Origin of the sequence: Modestobacter sp. L9-4 (assembly GCF_019112525.1) — a bacterium.
Taxonomy (GTDB): domain Bacteria; phylum Actinomycetota; class Actinomycetes; order Mycobacteriales; family Geodermatophilaceae; genus Modestobacter.
On the sequence record NZ_CP077800.1, the window covers coordinates 3,214,073 to 3,232,303 of the forward strand.

Here is an 18,231-nt window from a genome sequence, read left to right on the forward strand (position 1 = left end):
GTCCGGACCGTGGAGCTGATCCGGTGCGGCTGGGCGACCAGTGCCCCCGAGTACGTGGCCTACCACGACGAGGAGTGGGGGACCCCGCTGCACGGCGACGACGCCCTGTTCGAGCGGCTGACCCTGGAGGCGTTCCAGTCCGGGCTGTCCTGGATCACGATCCTGCGCAAGCGCCCGGCGTTCCGGGCCGCCTTCGCCGGGTTCGACGTCGCGGCGGTCGCGGCGTTCACCGCCGCCGACGAGGCCCGGCTGATGGCCGACGCCGGCATCGTCCGGAACCGGGCCAAGGTGGCCGCCGCGCTCGGCAACGCCCGGGCCGCGCTGGAGCTCCCCGAGGGGCTGTCGGCGCTGCTGTGGTCGTTCGCGCCGACCACGCCCCGGCCCCGCCCGCGCACGCTCGCCGACGTCCCGGCGACCTCGCCGGAGTCGGTCGCGATGGCGAGGGAGCTCAAGCGTCGCGGGTTCGCCTTCGTGGGGCCGACCACCGCCCACGCCCTGATGCAGGCCACCGGGATGGTCGACGAGCACGTCGCGGACTGCTTCCGGGCGGGCGCGACGGGCCGTTCCTGAGGGGTGCGGTTGGTCGATCGGCGCGGATACGGGATCATGTGGGGGAGCTCTGCACGAACAGTCGGCACACCACGGCCCAGCCGGACCGTGGGTGGCCGGTGAAGGAGGCACGCATGGCGGCCATGAAGCCGCGTACGGGTGAAGGTCCCCTCGAGGTCACCAAGGAGGGCCGCGGCCTGGTCATGCGCGTCCCGCTGGAGGGTGGCGGCCGACTGGTCGTCGAGCTGTCCCCCGACGAGGCGACCGCCCTCTCCGAGGCACTGACGGGCGCGACCAGCTGAGCACCGCCGCGAGCCTGCCCCCGGGCAGCCCCGCGGACGACGACACGGCCCCGGCCGCCGGCAGCACGCCGGCGTCCGGGGCCGCGCCGTTCCCGCAGGTCGTCCTCGCCGCGGCGCTGCCCGCGTCCGGGGACGACGACGTCCTCGTGGTCCCGGTCGGCGCACGTGGGGCCCTGCCGGACTGGCTGACCGCCGCGCCGCAGCCACCGGTCGCCCCCGGCCTGCTCGCCGGCGCCCTGGCCGACACCGGCAACGGCGGGAAGCCGGGTGGCCTGACCGCGGTGCCGGTGCCCGGCCGCCGGCCGCGCACGGTGCTGGCCGTCGGCGTCGGTGACGCCACGCTGCCCCAGCTGCGCTCGGCCGTCGCGGTCGCGGTGCGCCGCGCCCAGACCCTGGCCGAGTCCGGTGCCCGGCGGCTGGTCCTGCCGCTGGACACCACCGTCGCCCCCGCCGGCGCCGACGAGGTGCGCACCGCGGTGGAGACGGCGCTGCTGGCCGGCTACCGGTACCGCGACGCGTCGACCCCGCACCCGCCGCGGCTGGTCGAGGTCCTCGTGGTCGCGGCCGACGCGGCGGACCCCGCCGTCGCCGCCGCCGCGCGCACCGGTCGGGTGGCCGCGGAGTCCGTCGCCTGGGCCCGCGACCTGGTCAACACCCCGAGCAGCACCAAGGACCCCGCCTGGCTGGCCGACCAGGCCGTCGCCCGCCTGGGCGGGCTGGACGGCGTGACCGTGACGGTGCTCGGCCCCGAGGAGCTGTCCGCCGGCGGTTTCGGCGGCGTGCTGGCCGTCGGGGGTGGCTCGGCCTCGCCGCCCCGGGTCGTCATCGCCTCCTACCGGGCGGCCGGGCGGGCGCACCCGGTGCTGGTCGGCAAGGGCATCACCTTCGACACCGGTGGTCTGTCGATCAAGACCAACGCCGGCCTGCGGGACATGAAGACCGACATGGCCGGGGGAGCCGCGGTGCTGGCCGCGGTCGACGCCGCCGCCCGGCTCCGGCTGCCCACCCCGGTGACCGCGGTCGTCGCGGTGGCCGAGAACGCGGTGGGCGGCGGCAGCTACCGCCCGGCCGACGTCGTCCGGCACGTCGGCGGGCGCACGACGGAGGTGCGCAACACCGACGCCGAGGGCCGGCTGGTGCTCGCCGACGCCCTGGCGCACGCGCGGCTGGCGCTGGGCGCCACGGTGCTCGTCGACGTCGCCACCCTCACCGGGGCGATGCGGACGGCGCTGGGCGCCCGGACCGCCGGGCTCTACGCCACCACCGACGGCCTGGCCGGCGCGCTGCTCACCGCGGCCGGGCACGCGGGGGAGTCGTTCTGGCGGATGCCGCTGGCCGAGGAGCACGTCGGGCACCTGCGGGCGCAGCTGGAGTCCCCGGTGGCCGACGCCAACAACGCCCCGGGCAACCCCGGCTCGACGACGGCCGCGCTGTTCCTGCAGCCCTTCGCCGGTGACCTGCCCTGGGCGCACCTGGACGTCGCCGGCCCGGCCCGTGCCGGCGGCGACGACGCCGAGGTGGTCAAGGGCGGCACCGGCTTCGCGGTCCGCACCCTGCTGCGCTGGCTGGAGGCCGGGGCACCGGTGGAGCAGGCGGAGACCGTCCTCTACTGACGGACGGGCGTGTTCCGCGACCGCTCCGGACCGTCCGGCCCTAGGGTCGCGCCATGCTGCCGGCCGCCGCACCGAGCCTCCCCTCGCAGGCGCGCCGCCGGACCTCCCTGCGGGACCCGGCGACGGCCCTGCGGGTGGCCCTGGCCGCGGGGTGGCTGGTGCTCGCGCTGACCACCGTGCTGGTCGGCCAGCGGCCGGCCTCGCTCGAGGACCTGCGAGCCGGGATCAAGGCCGGCGAGATCACCGAGGTGCGGGTGAGCGAGGGCCTCGAGCCGGGCGCGACCGGGTACGCCACCCAGGCCGTGGTCTGGCGGGACGGCCTGCTGGGCCACCGCACCGAGGGCTGGCAGCTCAGCCCCGGGGTCGACGCCCCGTCGGGCGGGGAGCCGGTGCTCGGACCCGACCTGGCCGGGGAACTGCGTGCCGAGGGCGTGAGCGTCCTGCCGCTGGCCGACCGGTCCGCCCACTCGGAGGTGGCCGGCTGGCAGGTGCCCCAGCAGGTCGGGCTGCTGCTGTTCGCCGAGTGGGTCGTCACGCTGTTCCTGCTGGTGGGCGGGCCGGTGCCGGAGCGGGCCACCCGCTGGGCCTGGTTCTGGCTGAACTCCGGCCCGTTCGGCGTGCTGGCGTTCCTGCTGCTGTCCGGGCCGTTCCCCGGTGTCCCGGCGCCACGTCCCGGTGCCCGCCGGCTGACCGGCGGCTGGGCGTTCCTGGTGAGCCTGGTCCTCGGCGGCGCGTACCTCGGCGCGAGCTGACCGGCGGCCCGACCGTCACCAGTGGCCTCAGCCCCACGGCCGGCCCACCGCCGGCCCGCCGCTGCCGGGGACCACGAGCCCGTGCTCGTAGGCCAGCACCACCGCCTGCACCCGGGTCAGCACCCCGAGCTTGGCCAGCACCCGGCTCACGTGCGTCTTCACCGTCGCCTCGCCGATCTGCAGGGCATCGGCCACCTCCTCGTTGCTGGCACCCCGCGCTACCTCGCGCAGCACGTCCAGTTCCCGTGGCGTGAGGTGCTGCAGCGCGCCGGTGGGGACACCCGTGGGCGCGGGGGCGAGCTGCTCGACGAGCCGGAGGGTCACCCGGGGGTCCAGCAGCGAGGTGCCGCTGCCCACGGCCCGCACGGCGGCCAGCAGGTGGGCCTCGGGGGCGTCCTTGAGCACGAAGCCGCCCGCGCCGGCGCGCAGAGCGGCGTAGACGTGCTCGTCGGCGTCGAAGGTGGTGAGGACGAGCACCGCGGGCGGGTGGTCGAGCCGGGACAGCCGCCGGGTCGCCTCGATGCCGTCCACCCGCGGCATCCGCAGGTCCATCACCACGACGTCGGGGGACAGCGCCCGGACCTGCGTCAGCGCCTCGGCGCCGTCGGCTGCCTCGCCGACGACGGTCAGGCCGGGGTCGGAGTCCAGGATCGAGACCAGGCCCCGCCGCACCAGCCGGTCGTCGTCGACCACCAGCACCCGGCGGGACCGCGCCCCGTCGGCTACCGGGCCGGTCACGCCGCCACCGGGACCTCGGCCCGCACCCGGAACCCGCCGTCAGCGCCCGGACCGCAGTGGACCCGGCCACCGACGAGGCCGACGCGTTCCTGCATGCCGTCCAGGCCGCGCCCACCGCCCGCACCCGCCGTGCCGCCGCAGCCGTCGTCCGCCACCTCGATGACGAGTGCGTCCGCGGCCCACTCCAGCCGGACCTCGGTGTGCCGCGCGGCCGCGTGCCGGACGACGTTCGTCAGCGACTCCTGCACCACCCGGTAGGCCACCAGCTCCGCACCGGGCGTGAGCGTGCGGGCCGTCCCGGCGGTGGTCAGCCGGACGTCGAGACCCGTGGCGCGCACGTCGCCGACGAGCTCGGGCAGGTCGGCCAGTGTGGGCTGGGGCGCCAGCGGGAGCCCGGCGCCGGAGGTGGTGACCGTCAGCAGCCGGCGCATGTCCTGGAGCGCCCGGCTGGCGACGGCGTCGATGTCGCGCAGGGCGGCCCCGGCGCTGGCGGGGTCGGCGTCGAGGTCGTGCACCGCGCCGCGTGCCCGCAGGACGACCACCGACAGACCGTGGGCCACCACGTCGTGCAGGTCGCGCGCCACCCGCCGTCGCTCGGCCTCCACGGCGAGCTCGGCCCGGGCGTCGGCCAGCCGGTGCGCCGCGTCGGCCAGCTGCCGCGCGGCGTCGGCCGCCTCCCGGTACCGGCGCACGAGCGCGGCCACCCCCCACACGAGCAGGGCGTAGGTGGCGTTCGCCAGGGCGGCGCCGGCCCCGTAGCGGTCGTCGAGGGCGCCCTGGGTCGCGAGCAGGAGCGCCGAGGCGAGGCCGCAGGCGAGGGACCCGCGCCAGGTCCGGGCGCCGACGGCCGCGGTGTACGGGCCGAGGACGAAGACGGCGATCGCGACGAGGAAGACCTCGGCGGGGACCAGGACGAGCGTGGCGAGGGTCAGCACCGCCTGCACACCCAGGCCCACCGCGACGGGCGCCGCGGTCCGGGCCGCGAAGGGCAGCGTCACCGCCAGCGCCAGCAGCACCTGTGCGGGGGTGACCGCCGGCTGTCCCGGGTCGCGGGCGCCGGACACCCCGCTGAGCAGCTCGGTGACGGCCGCGGCGCCGAGCAGCGCGGCGGGTCCGACGTCGGTCCAGACCCGCGGCAGCCCGTGGCGGTGCCCCGTCCCCGCGGAGCCGCCCGGCCAGCGCACGCGCACAGGTTAGGACCTCCCCGGCCGCGCCGGGGTCCCTCCTGGGACGGACCCGGATCGGGCGCAGGACGGACGCCGGCGGACTCCGCGGCTCCTAGCGTTCCGCGGCGTCCGACACCGTCCGATGCCACCGGAGGTCCCCGTGTCCGTCCATCCCCCTGCCCAGGTCTCCACCCCGCCGGCACCGTCCGGCCGGCTGCGACCGGGCCGCCGCGACCGGCGCCATCGGGCGGCTGCGGTCGCCCTGGCCGCCGGTGCGCTCACGATGGCCGTGGCCGAGACGGTCCACCCGCGCGGCGGTGCCGACGGGGCGGCCGGGCTGCTGCAGGAGTTCACCGAGGCGCCGGGGACGTGGACGGCGTGGGCACTGCTGCTCATGGCCACGGCGCTGCTGCAGCTGCCCGGCGTGCTCGCCTGGCGGGCCCGGCTGGCGGCCGGTCGCGGCGCCGCGTTCGTCGGCGTGGCGACGCTGCTGCTGGGCGCCGGGCTGGTCGCGCTGTTCAGCTTCGGGGAGTCGCACGGGGAGGGGGTGGCCGTCGCCGGCGACGGTCCGGTCTCCCCGGAGCTCGCCGAGGCCTACACACGACTGGAGGCAGCGGCGCCACTCGGCGTCATGACGGTGCTGACCCTCCTGGGGTTCCACCTCGGCTGGGCGCTGTTCGCGGTGGCCCTCGCGCGGGCCGGGGTCCTCCCGTGGCCGGTCGGGCTGCTGGGCGTCGTCGGTGCCCTGGCCCCCTTCTTCCTCTCCGAGGTCTGGAGCACCGGGGAGACCCTCGGCTTCTGGCTGCTGGCCGGGGTCGTCGGCTGGGCGTCCGTCCGGCTGTTCGCCGCCGCGAGCGCAGAGCACGGTGGCGACCGCCCCGCCCCGCCCACCCTCCCGGCTCCCGGCGCCTGAACCGCACGCCTCGGCACGGGGCGCCCTGACCGACACCCCGGGTGGCGGTCAGGGTGACCCCGTCGGGGCCGGATCAGGGTCGGCTGGGGGCCCTCCCTGATGGTCCCGACGAGAGCGCGTCGCCAGGCTCGTCGGCATGGACACCACACCCCGTCAGCGCTCCCGGGACCGGCGATGATCGTCGCCCGCGGCCTCACCAAGACCTACGGCGACGTGACCGCCGTCGACCACCTGAGCTTCACCGTCGAGCCCGGCCGGGTCACCGGCTTCCTCGGGCCCAACGGTGCCGGCAAGTCCACGACGATGCGCATGCTGGTCGGACTCGACCGCCCCACCGCGGGCAGCGTCACCGTCAACGGACGCTCCTACGCCCACTCACCCGCACCGCTGCGCGAGGTGGGCGCCCTCCTGGAGGCCCGCGCGCTGCACCCGGGCCGCACCGCCCGCGACCACCTGCGCTGGCTGGCGGCCAGCAACGGCATCCCGCGCACCCGCATCGACGAGGTCCTCGACCTGGTCGGCCTGGAGTCGGTGGCCGACCAGCGCGTGGGCCGGTTCTCCCTGGGCATGGGCCAGCGGCTGGGCATCGCCGTCGCACTGCTCGGTGAGCCACCGGTCGTCGTCCTGGACGAGCCGGTCAACGGCCTGGACCCCGAGGGCATCCGCTGGGTGCGCAACCTGGCCCGGGAGCTGGCCGGCCAGGGCCGCGCCGTGCTGGTGTCCAGCCACCTGATGTCGGAGATGGCGCTGACCGCCGACCACCTGCTCGTCGTCGGCCGCGGGCGGATGCTCGCCGACTGCTCGATGAGCGAGTTCATCGCCGACCACGCCGCCTCGCACGTGCGGGTGCGCAGCCCGCGCACCGCCGAGGCCGCGACGCTGCTGCGCAGCGAGGGCCTGGACGTCGAGCAGCACGGGGACGAGCTGCGGGTGCAGGGGCGCGACGCCGCGGGGGTGGGCGAGCTGCTCGGGCACGCCGGACTCCACCTGCAGGAGCTGACCCTGGTGCGCTCCTCGCTGGAGGACGCGTTCATGACCCTCACCGCCGACAGCGTCGAGTACGCCTCCGGGGCGCGGGTCCGGGAAGCGCAGGCCGTCCGATGACCGCCACCGTCGACACCGTCCACCTCGACCCCCGCCGGAACGTGCCCGGTGTGCACCGGGTCGGGTTCCGCGAGGCCCTGGCGGCCGAGTGGGTCAAGTTCTGGACCGTGCGCTCCACGCGCTGGTCGCTGGTGCTGTTGTTCGTCCTCGGCGCCGGCCTGACGACCCTGGTCTGCTGGGCCGCCGCGGCCGAGATCGCCAGCGGCGAGGCGGGGGAGGCCGCCGGGTCGTTCCTCACCTGGGGGCTGGTCTTCTCCCAGCTGGCCGCGATCGCGCTGGGCACGCTGGTGGTCACCGGCGAGTACGGCACCGGCATGATCCGGGCGACGCTGAGCGCGGTGCCCCGGCGCGGACGGGTGCTGGCGGCCAAGGCGCTGGTGGTCACCGGCGTCCTGTTCGTCGCCGGGACCGTGACCGCGGTGGTGGGGTACCTCGGCGGCAACTGGTTCCTCGACCGCGAGGGCGTCGGCCTGGCGCTGTCCGACGACGGGGTGCTCCGCGCGCTGCTCGGCAGTGGCCTCTACCTCGCCGGCCTCGGCCTGTTCGCCCTCGGGCTGGGGCTGCTGGTCCGGCACACCGCCGCCGCGCTGACCGTCGGCATGGCGCTGGTGCTGGTGATCGGCAACCTCGCCTACGTGCTGCCCGGTGAGTGGGGCGAGTGGGTCGCGAAGCTCCTGCCCGGCAACGCCGGCAGCCAGGTGGCCACCGCGGTCTCGTTCAGCCCGGTGGCGCTCTCGCCCTGGACCGGCTTCGCGGTCTTCGCCGCCGAGACCGCCGCCGTCCTGCTGGCCGGCCACCTGGTCTTCCGCCGCCGGGACGCCTGACCGGTCAGCCGGCGCGGAGCGCGAGCTCCCAGAGCCGGTCGGCGGCGGCCGGGTCGACCGCCCAGTCCGCGACCATGCCGCTGCCCGACGCGGTCCCGCCCGGCACGACCACGGCCTCCTGGTTGTCCTCGAAGTAGCGGCCGGTCACCCCGGCGAGCAGCGGGGAGGCGGCGAGCAGGACGGTGGTGGCGGCGCCCTGCGCGGGGGTCTTGTAGTGGGCGGGGGTGAGCAGCTGCCCGTCGGCGTCCATCGCACCCAGGGCCTGCATGGTGGCGGTGTCGAGGTGCCGGACCAGGTCGGTGTGGATCCACCCCGGGGCCAGGGCGTTGGCGGTGATCCCGTCGGCCCCCCAGCGCCGGGAGATGCCCACGGCGAGCAGCACGTCGGCGGTCTTGGACTGCGCGTAGGCCGCCCACGGGTCGTAGGGACGGCGCTCGAACTGCGGGTCGTCCAGGTCCACCCCGCCCATCAGCTGGGCGCCGGAGCTCACGACGACGACGCGGCCACCGGCTGCCGCGAGCGCACCGCGCAGCCCGGTCGCGAGCTGGAAGTGGCCCAGGAAGTTCGTCGCCAGCTGCAGCTCCCAGCCCTGGGCGGTCAGCTGCCGGGTGGGCAGCGCCATCACCCCGGCGTTGGCGACCAGGCCGTCGAGCGGGCCGGTCCACCCGGCGACGACGGCGCGCACGGACGCCGGGTCGGCGAGGTCGAGGGCGACGGCGTCGACCGCGGGGAACTCGGCGGTGAGCCCCGCGGCGGCGGCGGGGTCGCGGGTGGCGACGGTGACGCCGGCCCCGGCGCCGGCGAGCGCGCGGACGGTCTCCCTGCCCAGTCCGCCGGCCCCGCCGGTGACGAGGTAGCGGCGTCCGGTGAGGTCGACGCCGGCGAGCACCTCGGCGGCGGTGGCGGACGCGGGGAAGGGGGTGGTGAGGGAGGACATGCCACCATGGTCTGCGTGCCAGGCTGGACTGCCCATGCTGCGGAGACCGGCGTAGTTGCGCCGTCGTCCGACATCGCGGTGGACCCGTTGGACGACGTGCTGCGCCTGCTCGGGGTGCGCGGCTCGCTGTCGGCCCCGCTGGTCGCCGGGGGCGACTGGGCCGTCGCCTTCCCGCCGCCGGCCGGGGTGAAGTTCGTCGGCGTCCGGCGGGGCACCGCGCTGCTGCAGGTCGAGGGCGAGCCGGAGCCGGTCGTGCTCGGCACTGGCGACTGCTGCCTGGTCACCCGGCCGCGCCCGTTCGTGGTGGGCAGCGACCTGACCGTGCAACCGCAGCCGGCCCACCCGCTCTACGTGGCCGCGGCGGCCGACGGCCTCGCCCGGGCCGGTGCGGGCGAGGAGTTCTTGGCCCTGGGCGGCAGCTTCGACTTCGGGGACCGGGCGCGCACCCTGCTGCTCGACGGCCTGCCCCCGGTGGTCCGGGTGCCGGCCGGGACGGCGGAGGCGGGCGCGCTGGACTGGTCGCTGCAGCAGTTGGAGCGCGAGGTGCGGCACCCGGGGATCGGGTCCCGGCTGGTCGTGGAGCACCTGGTCCTGGTGATGCTCGTGCAGGTGCTGCGGGCGCACCTGGCCACCGCCGGCGAGGACGCGCCGGGGCTGCTCGCCGCGCTGGCCGACCCGGTGGTCGCGCCGGCGCTGCGGGCGATGCACGCCCGGCCCGCGCACCCGTGGACGGTCGCCGAGCTCGCCGCCACCGCCGCGGTCTCGCGGTCGACGCTGGCGGCACGGTTCAGCCGGGCGCTGGGCAACGGGCCGCTGGAGCACCTCACCCGCTGGCGGATCGAGCTGGCGGCCGAGCGGCTGCGGGACGGCTCGGACACCCTGGCCGTCATCGCCCGCACGGTCGGCTACGGCTCGGAGAGCGCGCTGAGCAACGCCTTCAAGCGGGTCACCGGCAGCTCGCCCCGGCAGTACCGGCTGCAGGCGGGCCGACGCCTCCCGGCCCCGGCCTGAGCCGGGGACGGGAGGCAGGGCTCAGGCGAGTCGCAGGACGGTGGCCTGCGGGTCGTGCGCGTGGGCGCCGACCTCGAGCTCGACGTCGCTGACCTCGGGCAGCACGCGCTCGCGGCGGTCGGCGTCCCAGCGGGCCAGCGCCAGCAGGGAGACGGGGACCTCGACGGTCACCGAGCCACCCGCGGGCACGGCGACGGGGGCGAAGCCGACCACGGCACGCTCGCCGGCGTAGCCGCCGGTCAGGGTGCGGCCGTAGACCTGCACGACGTGCCGGCCGTCCCGGTCGCCGGTGTTGGTGACCGTGGCGGTGACGGTGTCCCCGGCCGCGGTCACCTCGCCGATGGTGAACGACGTGTAGGACAGCCCGAACCCGTGCGGGTACGCGGCCTCGACGCCGAGGCGGTCCAGCAGCCGCTGGCCGTGCCAGCGGTCGTAGGTGATCGCGGTGGCGTCAACGTCGAAGAAGGGCAGGTGCTCCTCGCTGGTGGGCACCGAGAACGGCAGCCGGCCCGAGGGCTCGGCGGCACCGGTGAGGACGTCGGCCAGGGCCACGCCGCCCTCCATCCCGGCGTACCACATCAGCACGATCGCCGGAACGCGCTGGCGCCACTCCTCGGTCAGCACCGGGCCGGCCGCCACCATCGTCACCACGGTGCGCGGGTTGGCCGCGACGGTGGCCGCGATGACCTGCTCGTCCACCGGGCGCAGGCGCAGCGAGGAGCGGTCGCCGCCGAAGCCCTCGCCGGCGGTCATCACGACCTCGTCGCCGGTGGCCTGCACGCCGTCCGGGCGCGGCGGGTAGAGCGCCACCAGCGCCGGGTCGGTCATGGTGTCCGGGCCGACGTACTCGCCCTCGTCCTCGGCGTCGAAGCCGGCGACCACGATCGCCACGTCGGCGTCGGCGGCCGCTGCTGCGGCAGCCGCCGGGTCGTCGTCCTCCACCAGGGTGACCCGGGCGCCGGGGAACGCGGCGGTGATGCCGTCGAGCGGGGTGCTGCTGCTGGGCGCGCGGACGTCGGAGGAGCCGTGGTCGCCCATGTTGCCCGCGGTGGCCAGCCGGCCGATGACCGCGATCGAGGTGACCGTCGCCGGGTCCAGCGGCAGCAGGGGAGCGCCGTCGACCGGCTCGTTGCGCAGCAGCACCATGGCGCGGGTGGCCGCCTCGCGGGCCAGCGCGCGGGCCTCGTCACCGGCCATGAGCGCGGGGGTGAACTCGCCGTCGGTGCGGGTGGCGTACGAGCGCAGCATCGCCGCGATCATCCGGACGCCGGAGCGCCGCACGCTGTCCCAGGACGCCGTCCCGTCCTCCAGCTGCCCGCGCAGGTGCTGGCCGCGCTGCTGGGTGAACGGCTCCTCCAGGTCCAGCCCGGCCTCCAGCGAGGCGCCGGCGTCGCGCAGGCCCCAGATGAAGTCGCTGACGGTGATCCCGTCCCAGCGCCACTGGTCGCGCAGCACGGTGGTGAGCAGGTACCGGTTCTGCCCGGCCCACTCGCCGTTGACCGAGTTGTAGGCGCTCATGATCGCCGCGACGCCCTCGTCGACGGTGCGCTTGAAGTGCGGCAGGTAGACGTCGTGCAGCGTCTCGTCGTCGATGGTGACGTCGACCGTGAAGCGGGCGTTCTCCATCGAGTTGAGCGCGTAGTGCTTGGCGCAGGCCATCACGTACCGCTGGGTGCCGCGCACGAGGGCGGCGCCCATCTCGCCGAGGTGGTGCGGGTCGTCGCCGTAGGTCTCCTGCGCGCGGCCCCAGGCGGGGTGGCGCAGCAGGTTGATGCAGACGCCGCCGAAGAAGTTGCCGCCGACCGCCCGCACCTCACGGCCGATGACGTCACCGATCCGCTCCTCGAGCTCGACGTCCCAGGTGGCGCCGCGGGCCATGGAGACCGGGAAGGCGGTGCCGTTGCCGGAGACGGCGCCGCGCGGGCCGTCGACGAACTGGGTGCCCGGGACGCCGAGCCGCTCCACCGCCCCGTGCGGGATCGGCACGGTGTTGTAGCCGCCGGTGAGCATGGCCAGGAAGCCGTCCCAGAACTGCCAGTCGCCGTCGAGCAGCCCGAGCTGCTCGTCGGGGGTCAGCTGCTCGTACAGGCGGGTGGCCTCGGCCGCCGGGTCCGCGCCGCCGCGGACCGCGGTGACGGCGTCGTCGAAGGCGGTGGTGGTGGGCTGAGCGTCAGTGCTCACGTTGCTCCCTGGTCGTCGCTGTTCCGAGAACTCCCGGTACGTCCGACCGTAAGCGGTGCACCCCGCGGGCGCAGCGCTCAGGCCGGACCGACGAGCCCGGCGACGATCTGCGCGGACAGGGTCACCAGCGGCAGCCCACCGCCGGGGTGCGCGGAGCCGCCCACCAGGAACAGCCCGGGCAGCGGTGCGGCGTTGGCCGGGCGCAGGAACGCCGCCCGCGCACCGTTGCTGGAGGTGCCGTAGATCGAGCCGCCCACGCTGCCGGTCTCCCGCTCGAGGTCGGCCGGGGTGCGCACCACGCGCCAGCGCACCCGGTCGCGGACGTCGAGCCCGCGGGCGGCCAGGACGCCCAGCACCCGGTCGGCCTCGGCGTCGGCCAGGCCGGGCGCGGTCCAGTCGACGCCGGTGCCGGGCTCGTGCCGGGGTGCGTTGACCAGCACGAACCACGACTCGCTGTCGTCGTCCGGGCGGGTGGCCGGGTCGTCGGGGGCGCTGACGTAGACCGTCGGGTCGTGCACCGGTCGCTTCGGGCCCCGGCGGCCGAACAGCGCGTCGAACTCGGCGTCGTAGTCGTCGGGGAACAGCACGGTGTGGTGGGCGAGGCCGGGCGTGCGGCCGCGCAGGGCCAGCAGCAGCACCAGCCCGGACGACGACGGGGTGACCCGCCGCAGCCCGGCCCGGGCCCGGCGCACCGGTGCCGCCGGGGGCAGCAGCCGGCCGTAGAGCGCGGCGGCGTCGGCATTGCAGACCACGACGTCGGCGGGCACCACCTCCCCGTCGGCCAGCCGCACCCCCGACGCCCGGCCACCGCTCACGAGCACCTCGGTCACCGCGGCGTCGGTGCGGACCACCGCGCCCCGCTCGACGGCGCGGTCGGCCACGGCCGCGGGCAGTCGGTGCAGCCCGCCGGGGACGTACCAGGAGCCGAAGGCCTGCTCGACCCACGGCACGGTGAGCAGCGCGGCGGGTGCCCGGCGCGGGTCGGAGCCGGAGTAGGTGGCGTAGCGGTCCAGCAGCATCCGCAGCCGCGGGTCGGTGAGGTACCGCCCGCCCATCCCGCGCAGCGTGCGGCCGGGGGCGATGGTGCGCAGGTCGGCGGTCTGCCGGGCCAGCTTCGCCAGGGTCGCGGCACCGGCCAGCGGGGAGCGGAGGAAGGGCTGCTCGGTGGCCCGCCACATGGCCTCGGCGCGGGTGAGCAGCGCGGTCCACTGGGCGCCGCTGCCGGGGCCGAGGTCGGCGTCCAGCCGGTCGGCGATCTGCTCGCGGTGGCCGGGGACCGAGGTCGTCGTCCCGTCGGCGAAGCGGTAGGCGACCGCGGGGTCCAGCCGCTGCAGGGGGAGGACGTCGCGCAGCGGTGCGCCGGTGTCGGCGAAGAGGTCCTCGAGGACCTGCGGGAGCGTCACCAGGCTGGGGCCGGTGTCGAAGGCGTGGCCGTCGCGGCTGTACCAGCCGAGCTTGCCGCCGACCTGCGGTGCCTGCTCCAGCACGGTCACCGCGTGCCCGCCGGCGGCCAGCCGTGCGGCCGCCGCGAGTCCACCGAGCCCGGCACCCACGACGACGACCCGGGCCATGCCGCCCACGGTAACCGCCCCCGGCCGGTGCCCCGGAGGAGCCGGCGGGTCAGGCGCCGGGGGTGAAGTCCTCGTCGAGGTGGGCGAGCAGGGTGTCGCCGTCCCAGGTGGGGGAGGGCATGACCCGGCGGATGGTGAGCATCGGCTGCTCGGGGTCGACGGCCTCGGCGAGCTGGAAGGCCGCCCGGTACCCCGCCTCGGTGACGTGCGGGAGGGTGCGCGGGGCCCAGACGCCGAAGGGGTAGGCCATCACGTCGACCGGGCGCCCGAGGACCTCCGCCAGCGTGGCCGCGGGCTCGTCGAGCTGGGTGTGCCACTGGTCGTCGGGGAGCCGGTCCAGCCGCTGGTGGTCCCAGGTGTGGGCGCCGATCTCCATGCCCGCGGCGTCGAGGCGGCGGAGGTCGTCCCGGCTGAGCCAGTTCGGCTTGTCCAGCACGACCGTCATGGGGAAGAACATCGCCGGGAAGCCCAGCTCCTGCAGCAGCGGCAGGGCCACCGTGGCGTGGCCGGCCGAGCCGTCGTCGAAGGTCAGCAGCACCGGCTTCTCCGGCAGCGGGGTGCCGAACTCCAGGTGGTCGAGCAGTGCTGCTGCCCGGATCGGGGTGCGGCCGCCGTCGCGGACCGCCTCCAGCTGCGCCCGGAACGTCGCCGGCGGGAAGGTGATGGACCGGGAGTACTCGCCGTCGTCCGGCTCGAGCTCGCGCAGCTGGTGGTAGCAGAGCACCGGCACGGTGGAGCGGGCCGCGATCTCCGCCGCCGTCCCCCGGGTCGGGGTGGGGGTCGGCGTCGGGGTGGGTGCCGCGCTGGTGGTGGGCGCTGCCGGGGTGGGCAGCGGCGCCGACGTCGTGGGTGCCGCGACCGGGGTCGGGACGGTGCGGCTGCACGCGGTGAGGAACAGCGCGCCACCGGCGGCCAGGAAGTGACGTCTGCGCACGGCGCCACGGTGTCCGATGGGCGCGCTGTGCGCAATTCCCGGTCCGGCCCGCCGTCGGGCCGTCCGGTCAGCGCACCATGCGGACCTCGGCCAGCCCCTCCCACGACTCGAGCACGGTGCGCGCACCGTCGGCGGTGAAGCCGTTGCGCTGGTAGAACCGCCGTGCCCGCGGGTTCTCCTCGGCCACCCACAGCGACGCGGGCCGGTCACCGAGGACCGTGTCCAGCAGCGCCTGGCCGAGCCCGCTGCCGTGGTGGGCGGCGCGGACGTAGATCATCGCGAGCTCCTCGTCCCGCACCGGCGGGGTGTCCCGGCTCGGTACGGCCAGCGCGAAGCCGACCACCTCGCCGTCCACCTCCGCGACGGTGACCGCAGCGGTGGCCGGGTCGGCCAGCGTCCGGGCCCAGTTGGCGGTGAACCGCTCGGGCGTGCGGGTGGCGAAGAACTCCGGCGAGAGCAGGCCCGCGTAGGTCTCCTGCCAGCAGGCGAGGTGGCAGGGACCGATGCCGGCGGCGTCCTCGACGGTCGCGGGGCGCAGCGTGGTCACGAGCCGATCCTGGCAGGGGCGCAGGCGCGGACCGGGGTGGTCCGCGCCTGCACCCGGCTCAGTGCACGTCCCGGCGGCTGAACAGGACGATGCCCACGCCCACCACGACCGCGGTCACCACGGCCATGTACACCCCGGCCTGCAGGTTCTGCAGCTGGTACTCGATGGAGTTGCCGGAGATCGGGTCGTAGCCGGTGTAGAGCGTGAGCCCCTTCGGCATCACCAGCGCGGCGGCGTTGTTGGTGAGCAGCCAGGGCTGCCAGGTCGGCCGGACGGCCCGCACCGCGGTCTCCAGGACGGCGAAGTACACGAACCCCACGCCCAGCGCCGCCCCGGTGTTGCGCACCAGGTTGGTCAGGCCGAAGCCGAGCAGCCCGGCGAAGAGGGTGAGCAGGACCCCGCGGCCCTGCGCGCCGAGCAGCGTCGACCAGAAGTGGTCGGGCAGGTCGGCGCCGTCGCCGACCGTGGCCTGCCAGATGCCGGCCAGGGCGAGCCAGGACAGCTGCGCGACGACGCCGATCAGCGCCGACGCGACGGCGACGACCGCCGTCTTCGCGCCCATGACGCGTGGACGCCGGGTCTCCCAGAACAGCAGCGCCGACATCGACCGGCTCGACCACTCCGCGCCGACGTAGGTGGCCGCGACCAGGAAGGCCAGCACGGAGGCGGCGGCGCTGAAGGCCACTGCGCCGTCCGCACCGTTCGCACCGAGGGAGAAGGGAGCCGGGTCGATGTAGTACTTCAGCTCCAGGTCCTCGGCCACCAGCGGCGGGCCGCAGTACTCGTCCGGGGAGACGCCGGCGGGCGCGTTCGCCAGGCAGTCCTCCCGGTAGACGTCCTGCTGGTCGACCTGCTCCTGCCGGCTGGCCTCGGCCGAGGCCAGCCGCTCGGGGGTGGTCGAGGCGAAGTTGAGGAAGCCCAGCCCGAGGACGCCGACCCAGCCGAGCACGGCCAGCCCGAGCAGCACCTGGATGAACCGGCGGGCGGTGAAGCGGTGGGTCTCGGCGCGCAGCAGGCCGCCGAAGCGGCCGGCCGGGACGGTGGCCGGGGCGTCGGTCGGGGTCAGGACGGCGCTCATGCCGGCTCCGCCGTCAGCGCTAGGAACGCGCTCTCCAGGTCTGCTGCCACCGGTGTCAGCTCCTCCAGGTAGTGGCCGTGTTCGGCGAGCACCCGGGTGACCTCACCCGGGGCCGGGACGGCGGACACGAGCAGCCCGTCGTCGGTGGGGCTGACCGCGTACCCCGCGGCGGTGAGCACGGCGGCGGCCGCGGCGCGGTCGGGCACGCGGACCCGCACGTCCCCGGTGCTGCGGCCGGCGAGCACCTGGTGCACCGGGCCGGTGGCGATGCAGCGGCCGCGGGCCATGATCGAGACGCGGTCGGCGACCTGCTCGATCTCGGTGAGCAGGTGCGAGCTGAGCAGCACGGTGGTCGACCCGTCGGCGCCGAGCCGGCGGATGAGCTCGCGGACGTCGCGGATGCCGGCCGGGTCCAGGCCGTTGCTCGGCTCGTCCAGGATCAGCAGCTGCGGTGCCTTGAGCAGCGCCGCGGCGATGCCGAGGCGCTGCTTCATGCCGAGGGAGTAGCCCTTGAAGCGGTCGTCGGCGCGGTCGCGGAGCTCGACGGTCTCCAGCACCTCCTCGACCCGCGTGCGGGGCAGCCCGGCGGCCTCGGCGAGCAGCCGCAGGTTGCGGCGGCCGGAGAAGCCGGGGAAGAACAGCGGCGTCTCGACCAGGGCGCCGACGCTGCCGATCACCTCGGGCAGCCCCGCCGGCACCGGCCGGCCGAGCAGTCGCACCTCGCCCGCGTCGGGGCGGATGAGACCGAGCAGGACCCGGATGGACGTCGTCTTGCCCGACCCGTTGGGGCCGAGGAAGCCGTGCACACCGCCGGTCTCGACCACCAGCTCGAGGTCGTCCAGCGCCTTCTGGGGCGGCTTCCCGCGGCGGGCGTAGGTCTTGGTCACCGCGTGCATCTCGACGGCTGGCACGGGGCCTCCTGGACGAGGGGTGGGCTGGTCGGGAGCACCGTGGCACAGCGCACGCCCAGGTGGGCCCCGTTGGCGTCCGTGTCCGCCAGTCCTGGCCGATCTCGTTCCGGAGTGACCACGGTGGCAGGCTGCCGGGGTGCCCCCACTCCCTGCGCTGGCCCGACGCGCCGACGCCGCCCTCCGCGACCTCGCCTCCCGGGGAGCGCGCCGGGCGGGGTGGACACCGGCCGTCCTCGCCCACCCCGGCTACGGCAGCGGCGACCGGGTGCGGGTGCTCGGCCGGGTGCTGCTGGCGCCGCCGGGCGCCCGGCCGGCCGAGCGCCGCGCGGTGCCCGGCTGGCAGCGGTTCCTCACGCTGGAGAGCCCGCGCACCGAGGTGGTCGTCGAGGTCGGGGGGCTGCGCACCGTCGTCCTCAGCGACGACGACGGGCTGATCGACGTGACCCTGTCGCTGGACCTGCCCGACGCCGGCGCGCTGCCGGTGGTGCTCCGGGCCGGCGACCGCGAGGCGAGCGCGAGGGTGCACCTCGCCTCACCGGACGCCGCCCGGGGCGTGGTGTGCGACATCGACGACACGGTGCTGGTCACCGGGATCACCACCCCGCTGCGGGCCGCCTGGCGCACCTTCGTGCTGCCGATGGGACGCCGGGAGCCGGTGCCGGGGATGGTGCGGCTGCTGCGCGAGCTGACGTCGGGGGCGCCGCACGTGCCGGTGGTCTACCTGAGCAACGGGCCGTGGAACCTGGCCGGTCCGCTGTCCCGCTTTCTGGCGGGGCACGGCTTCCCGCCGGGCGCGCTGCTGCTCACCGACTGGGGGCCGACGCCCACGCGCTGGTTCCGCGACGGGCAGGCGCACAAGCGGGCCTCGCTGCGGCGGCTGGCCGCCGACCTGCCGGGCGTGCGCTGGACGCTGGTCGGCGACACCGGCGAGCACGACCCCGCGCTGTACGAGGAGTTCACCCGCGCCCACCCGGACCGGGTGCGCGCGGTGCTCCTGCGCGACACCACCGGCGGCGCGGCGCGCGTGGAGCACCTCGGGGAGGTGCCGGTGGTCCACGGCCGGGACGGCGACGCCCTCGCCGCCGCCCTGCCCCGCTGAG

Annotated in this window: 18 protein-coding genes; 9 read left to right on the forward strand and 9 right to left on the reverse strand. The window is 76.4% G+C overall.

The window, feature by feature from the left end:
• The first annotated feature begins 9 nt into the window (after positions 1 to 9).
• From KUM42_RS15180 to KUM42_RS15195, 4 genes are all read left to right on the forward strand, one after another.
• The gene (locus KUM42_RS15180) at positions 10 to 570 is read left to right on the forward strand and encodes a DNA-3-methyladenine glycosylase I (RefSeq protein ID WP_237493361.1); all 561 of its coding nucleotides are present in this window, start codon (positions 10 to 12) and stop codon (positions 568 to 570) included.
• Positions 571 to 683: 113 nt separating this feature from the next.
• Entirely contained in the window at positions 684 to 851 is a 168-nt protein-coding gene (locus tag KUM42_RS15185) for a DUF3117 domain-containing protein (RefSeq protein WP_163611568.1), read from the forward strand.
• 146 nt (positions 852 to 997) lie between these two features.
• A complete protein-coding gene (locus KUM42_RS15190; protein WP_237493362.1) occupies positions 998 to 2,464 on the forward strand; it encodes a M17 family metallopeptidase in 1,467 nt (488 codons plus the stop codon).
• Between the two features lie 53 nt (positions 2,465 to 2,517).
• Positions 2,518 to 3,216 (forward strand): hypothetical protein, encoded by a 699-nt coding sequence (locus KUM42_RS15195; RefSeq protein ID WP_237493363.1) that lies wholly within the window; start codon positions 2,518 to 2,520, stop codon positions 3,214 to 3,216.
• Positions 3,217 to 3,243: 27 nt separating this feature from the next.
• On the opposite strand, the gene KUM42_RS15200 is transcribed toward KUM42_RS15195, so the two are convergent.
• A complete protein-coding gene (locus KUM42_RS15200; protein WP_237493364.1) occupies positions 3,244 to 3,954 on the reverse strand; it encodes a response regulator transcription factor in 711 nt (236 codons plus the stop codon).
• On the reverse strand, positions 3,951 to 5,138 hold the full coding sequence (locus KUM42_RS15205) for a sensor histidine kinase (RefSeq protein ID WP_237493365.1): 1,188 nt from the start codon (positions 5,136 to 5,138) through the stop codon (positions 3,951 to 3,953). The genes KUM42_RS15200 and KUM42_RS15205 overlap by 4 nt, the downstream gene beginning before the upstream one ends.
• 142 nt (positions 5,139 to 5,280) lie before the next feature.
• On the opposite strand from KUM42_RS15205, the gene KUM42_RS15210 reads away from it, so the two are divergent.
• From KUM42_RS15210 to KUM42_RS15220, 3 genes are all read left to right on the forward strand, one after another.
• Positions 5,281 to 6,033 (forward strand): hypothetical protein, encoded by a 753-nt coding sequence (locus KUM42_RS15210; protein ID WP_237493366.1) that lies wholly within the window; start codon positions 5,281 to 5,283, stop codon positions 6,031 to 6,033.
• A 174-nt stretch (positions 6,034 to 6,207) separates the two neighbouring features.
• Complete coding sequence (locus KUM42_RS15215) at positions 6,208 to 7,137, forward strand: ABC transporter ATP-binding protein (protein WP_237493367.1); 930 nt, start codon at positions 6,208 to 6,210, stop codon at positions 7,135 to 7,137.
• A complete protein-coding gene (locus tag KUM42_RS15220; protein ID WP_237493368.1) occupies positions 7,134 to 7,961 on the forward strand; it encodes an ABC transporter permease subunit in 828 nt (275 codons plus the stop codon). The genes KUM42_RS15215 and KUM42_RS15220 overlap by 4 nt, the downstream gene beginning before the upstream one ends.
• 4 nt (positions 7,962 to 7,965) lie before the next feature.
• Here KUM42_RS15220 and KUM42_RS15225 read toward each other — a convergent pair whose 3' ends face one another.
• Positions 7,966 to 8,898: an SDR family NAD(P)-dependent oxidoreductase gene (locus tag KUM42_RS15225; protein WP_237493369.1), complete on the reverse strand. Its 933-nt coding sequence runs from the start codon at positions 8,896 to 8,898 to the stop codon at positions 7,966 to 7,968.
• A gap of 15 nt (positions 8,899 to 8,913) precedes the next feature.
• Here KUM42_RS15225 and KUM42_RS15230 point away from each other — a divergent pair, with 15 nt between their 5' ends.
• Complete coding sequence (locus tag KUM42_RS15230) at positions 8,914 to 9,909, forward strand: AraC family transcriptional regulator (RefSeq protein ID WP_237493370.1); 996 nt, start codon at positions 8,914 to 8,916, stop codon at positions 9,907 to 9,909.
• A gap of 21 nt (positions 9,910 to 9,930) precedes the next feature.
• Here KUM42_RS15230 and KUM42_RS15235 read toward each other — a convergent pair whose 3' ends face one another.
• The 6 genes from KUM42_RS15235 to KUM42_RS15260 form a co-directional block, all read right to left on the reverse strand.
• Entirely contained in the window at positions 9,931 to 12,090 is a 2,160-nt protein-coding gene (locus KUM42_RS15235; RefSeq protein ID WP_237493371.1) for a beta-glucosidase, read from the reverse strand.
• A 77-nt stretch (positions 12,091 to 12,167) separates the two neighbouring features.
• Positions 12,168 to 13,661 (reverse strand): NAD(P)/FAD-dependent oxidoreductase, encoded by a 1,494-nt coding sequence (locus KUM42_RS15240; protein WP_237493372.1) that lies wholly within the window; start codon positions 13,659 to 13,661, stop codon positions 12,168 to 12,170.
• A gap of 49 nt (positions 13,662 to 13,710) precedes the next feature.
• Positions 13,711 to 14,595 carry a polysaccharide deacetylase family protein gene (locus KUM42_RS15245; protein WP_237493373.1) on the reverse strand — a complete coding sequence of 295 codons (885 nt, stop codon included), beginning with the start codon at positions 14,593 to 14,595 and terminating at the stop codon, positions 13,711 to 13,713.
• Positions 14,596 to 14,662: 67 nt separating this feature from the next.
• Complete coding sequence (locus KUM42_RS15250; protein WP_237493374.1) at positions 14,663 to 15,142, reverse strand: GNAT family N-acetyltransferase; 480 nt, start codon at positions 15,140 to 15,142, stop codon at positions 14,663 to 14,665.
• Positions 15,143 to 15,200: 58 nt separating this feature from the next.
• The gene (locus KUM42_RS15255) at positions 15,201 to 16,220 is read right to left on the reverse strand and encodes an ABC transporter permease subunit (protein WP_237493375.1); all 1,020 of its coding nucleotides are present in this window, start codon (positions 16,218 to 16,220) and stop codon (positions 15,201 to 15,203) included.
• Positions 16,217 to 17,131 (reverse strand): ABC transporter ATP-binding protein, encoded by a 915-nt coding sequence (locus KUM42_RS15260; protein ID WP_237493376.1) that lies wholly within the window; start codon positions 17,129 to 17,131, stop codon positions 16,217 to 16,219. The genes KUM42_RS15255 and KUM42_RS15260 overlap by 4 nt, the downstream gene beginning before the upstream one ends.
• 136 nt (positions 17,132 to 17,267) lie before the next feature.
• Here KUM42_RS15260 and KUM42_RS15265 point away from each other — a divergent pair, with 136 nt between their 5' ends.
• On the forward strand, positions 17,268 to 18,230 hold the full coding sequence (locus KUM42_RS15265) for an App1 family protein (RefSeq protein ID WP_237493377.1): 963 nt from the start codon (positions 17,268 to 17,270) through the stop codon (positions 18,228 to 18,230).
• Position 18,231: the final 1 nt, after the last annotated feature.